The 2,295-nt window shown below is 66.8% G+C and carries 3 protein-coding genes and 1 pseudogene; 3 read left to right on the forward strand and 1 reads right to left on the reverse strand.

Features of this window, described 5'->3' with window-relative positions:
* Nucleotides 1–124: 124 nt before the first annotated feature.
* Nucleotides 125–301 (reverse strand): annotated as a pseudogene (locus JL475_RS41640) (IS6 family transposase); the annotation flags it as partial.
* A 156-nt stretch (nt 302–457) separates the two neighbouring features.
* On the opposite strand from JL475_RS41640, the gene JL475_RS38620 reads away from it, so the two are divergent.
* From JL475_RS38620 to JL475_RS38630, 3 genes are all read left to right on the forward strand, one after another.
* Nucleotides 458–1,033, forward strand: a complete 576-nt coding sequence (locus JL475_RS38620; RefSeq protein ID WP_237409484.1) for a hypothetical protein — start codon at nt 458–460, stop codon at nt 1,031–1,033.
* Between the two features lie 153 nt (nt 1,034–1,186).
* A complete protein-coding gene (locus JL475_RS38625) occupies nt 1,187–1,411 on the forward strand; it encodes a hypothetical protein (protein WP_202282866.1) in 225 nt (74 codons plus the stop codon).
* A 616-nt stretch (nt 1,412–2,027) separates the two neighbouring features.
* The gene (locus JL475_RS38630; RefSeq protein ID WP_202282867.1) at nt 2,028–2,255 is read left to right on the forward strand and encodes a hypothetical protein; all 228 of its coding nucleotides are present in this window, start codon (nt 2,028–2,030) and stop codon (nt 2,253–2,255) included.
* The last annotated feature ends 40 nt before the right edge of the window (nt 2,256–2,295 follow it).

Here is a 2,295-nt window from a genome sequence, read left to right on the forward strand (position 1 = left end):
AGCACTTCCTGGCCTTCACCAGCATCGCCTGCACCCTCATCTGCTACCGCAGACTCGCCAAATGAGATGACTTCTTATCACCGAGCCGGGGCCGGCGTCGGCGCAGTGCGTTGGCGTAGACCTGCCCGAACTTCGCGCACCAACGCCGGATCGTCTCGTACGAGACGAGCACACCGCGCTCGAGCATCAGCTCCTCAACCTCCCGGAAGCTGAGCGGGAAGCGGAAGTACAGCCACACACAGTGGGAGATGACCTCCACCGGGTACCGATGCCCTTTGTACGACGGTGGCGCGCTGCCCACGGACGGCTCCTCCTCGCATGACCAACCCGAAGATCCTCCCACTCGGTCAGCCAACGTGACAGCGCCTCTTCCTGTTCTCGCTGCGGCTGTCCTACTCCGGCAAGGCGGTGCACCGGGTGTTCGCCTCCTGCGGCCAGGAGGCGTTCTTCGAAGGACATGTGCACGCCTTCCGGGGAGCTGGGCGGCATCCCCCGCGGTCGGATCCGCTACGACAACCTGCGGGCCGCGGTCGAGAGGGTCCTGGGCCTGTCGAGGGCGCGGGTGGAGAACGACCGCTGGACGGCCTTCCGCTCGCACTGGGGCATCGATGCCTTCTACTGTCGTCCCGGCATCGAGGGCGCCCACGAGAAGGGCGGCGTGGAGGGGCAGATCGGCTACTACCGCCGCAACCACTTCGTCCCCGTCCCCGAGGTCGCCTCGCTGACCGAGCTGAACGCCATGGTCGACCAGTGGGACCTGGACGACGAAGGCCGCCGCCTGCGGTCGAAGACCCGCACCATCGGCGAGTACTTCGCCCTGGAACAGCCGCTGCTGCGGCCGCTGCCGAGGGAGGTGTTCGAGACCGGGCGGTGGTTCACTCCGCGGGTCAACCGGTTCGGCCAGGTCACCGTGCGCTGCAACGGGCTGATCACCGGTGACGGTCGCCAGCTGGACGACGCCAGCTGGATGCTACTTGGTGACGCGCGCGAGGCGGGCTACCGGCCGTGTGCGCGCTGTGGGTCTCCTGAGTGACCGTGTCCAGAGCCCTCGTCTTGGGAGGAGACGAGGGCTCTGCTGTGCGGTGGGGTGGTCCGCGGGTCGACAGGCGGTACCCGTCGACAGGCGGGGCCTCACCCATGATGGTGGGGACGTCGTCATCCGGCTGCGACTCCGTCTTCGTCGTTCATGCAGCCAGGATGGCAGGCGGTCACGTCTCTTCGGGCCAGCGCGTCAACGTCGGCACTGCTGGACAAGCCCGGCGAGCTGCCGCCACTGCTGACGCTCGGGGAAGCGCGGGCGCTGCTGTACGTCGCGCATCTGCTGGGGTTGGGAGATGCCGCCGCGGCGGACGCTGCCGGGGAGATGGAGATACGCCTGGAGCATCGACTGAAGGTCATGTTCCCGGAGTAGGACATCTTGTTGAAGACGGTGTACTACGACCGGTGAATGCACGAGCGCCCGGCCTGCTCCTATGCGGCCGGGCGCTCGGGGTTTGGTACCACGCCGCAAATTGGCTGTCCCCTCTGTCCGCCTCTCGATCAAGGCGGTACAGCTGGTATGGGCGGCTGCTGGGCTACTGCTCCTTCGGCCACTGGTCATGGTTATGCCCGCAGGAGGCCGGCCGGATGCACTTCTGGCAGTGCCGACATTCGCTGCGTGTGGAGTCGGCATTTATGGGGGTGCCGCAATCGGCGCACCTCTTGGTGGGCGTCGGGGCGTCGTGGTTCATGGACCTCCTCGATGCTGGGCGCGGCTGGTCCGCGGTGGCCTTTGAAAGACACTCGAGGGGCACGGAGGGTTGTAAGGCGACATTATGCCCGGCGTACGATCGGTGCACGTGGCACACACCTTCGGACAGCTCCAGGACGCGTACGATCGGCCGACAATGCGGGCGAGCCTGCCTGAGCCTGGATCCACCGTGCGATAGCCGTTCTGCGGACGACGAAATGAGAAGAGGTGCCCGCTGACCTGGGATGATGGGAGTTCCTACGCCCTCATCAGTCCCACGAAGCAAGGCACCTCGTAAGTGAAAGTCTCCCACAGCCCGGCAACGCTGTTCGCCGCGTTCGACGACCCGGACCTGATCGCGCATGCCGGGCTGGTCCCGACGATCCGACTGGCCGAGCGGTGCGGTCTGCCCCGGTTGGTGGCCGAGAAGGTGAGGCTCACCGGCGCGAGGAACGGTGCCGGTACGGCAGCCGACGCGAAGGCCCTGTCGAGGCGCTGTCACGTTGTTGAGGGTGTGAGTGCCTGACGGGGTGTCGGGTGTGGTGGGGCCGGGTTCCGGCTCCGTG

The organism is Streptomyces sp. M2CJ-2, assembly GCF_016757295.1.
Taxonomy (GTDB): domain Bacteria; phylum Actinomycetota; class Actinomycetes; order Streptomycetales; family Streptomycetaceae; genus Streptomyces.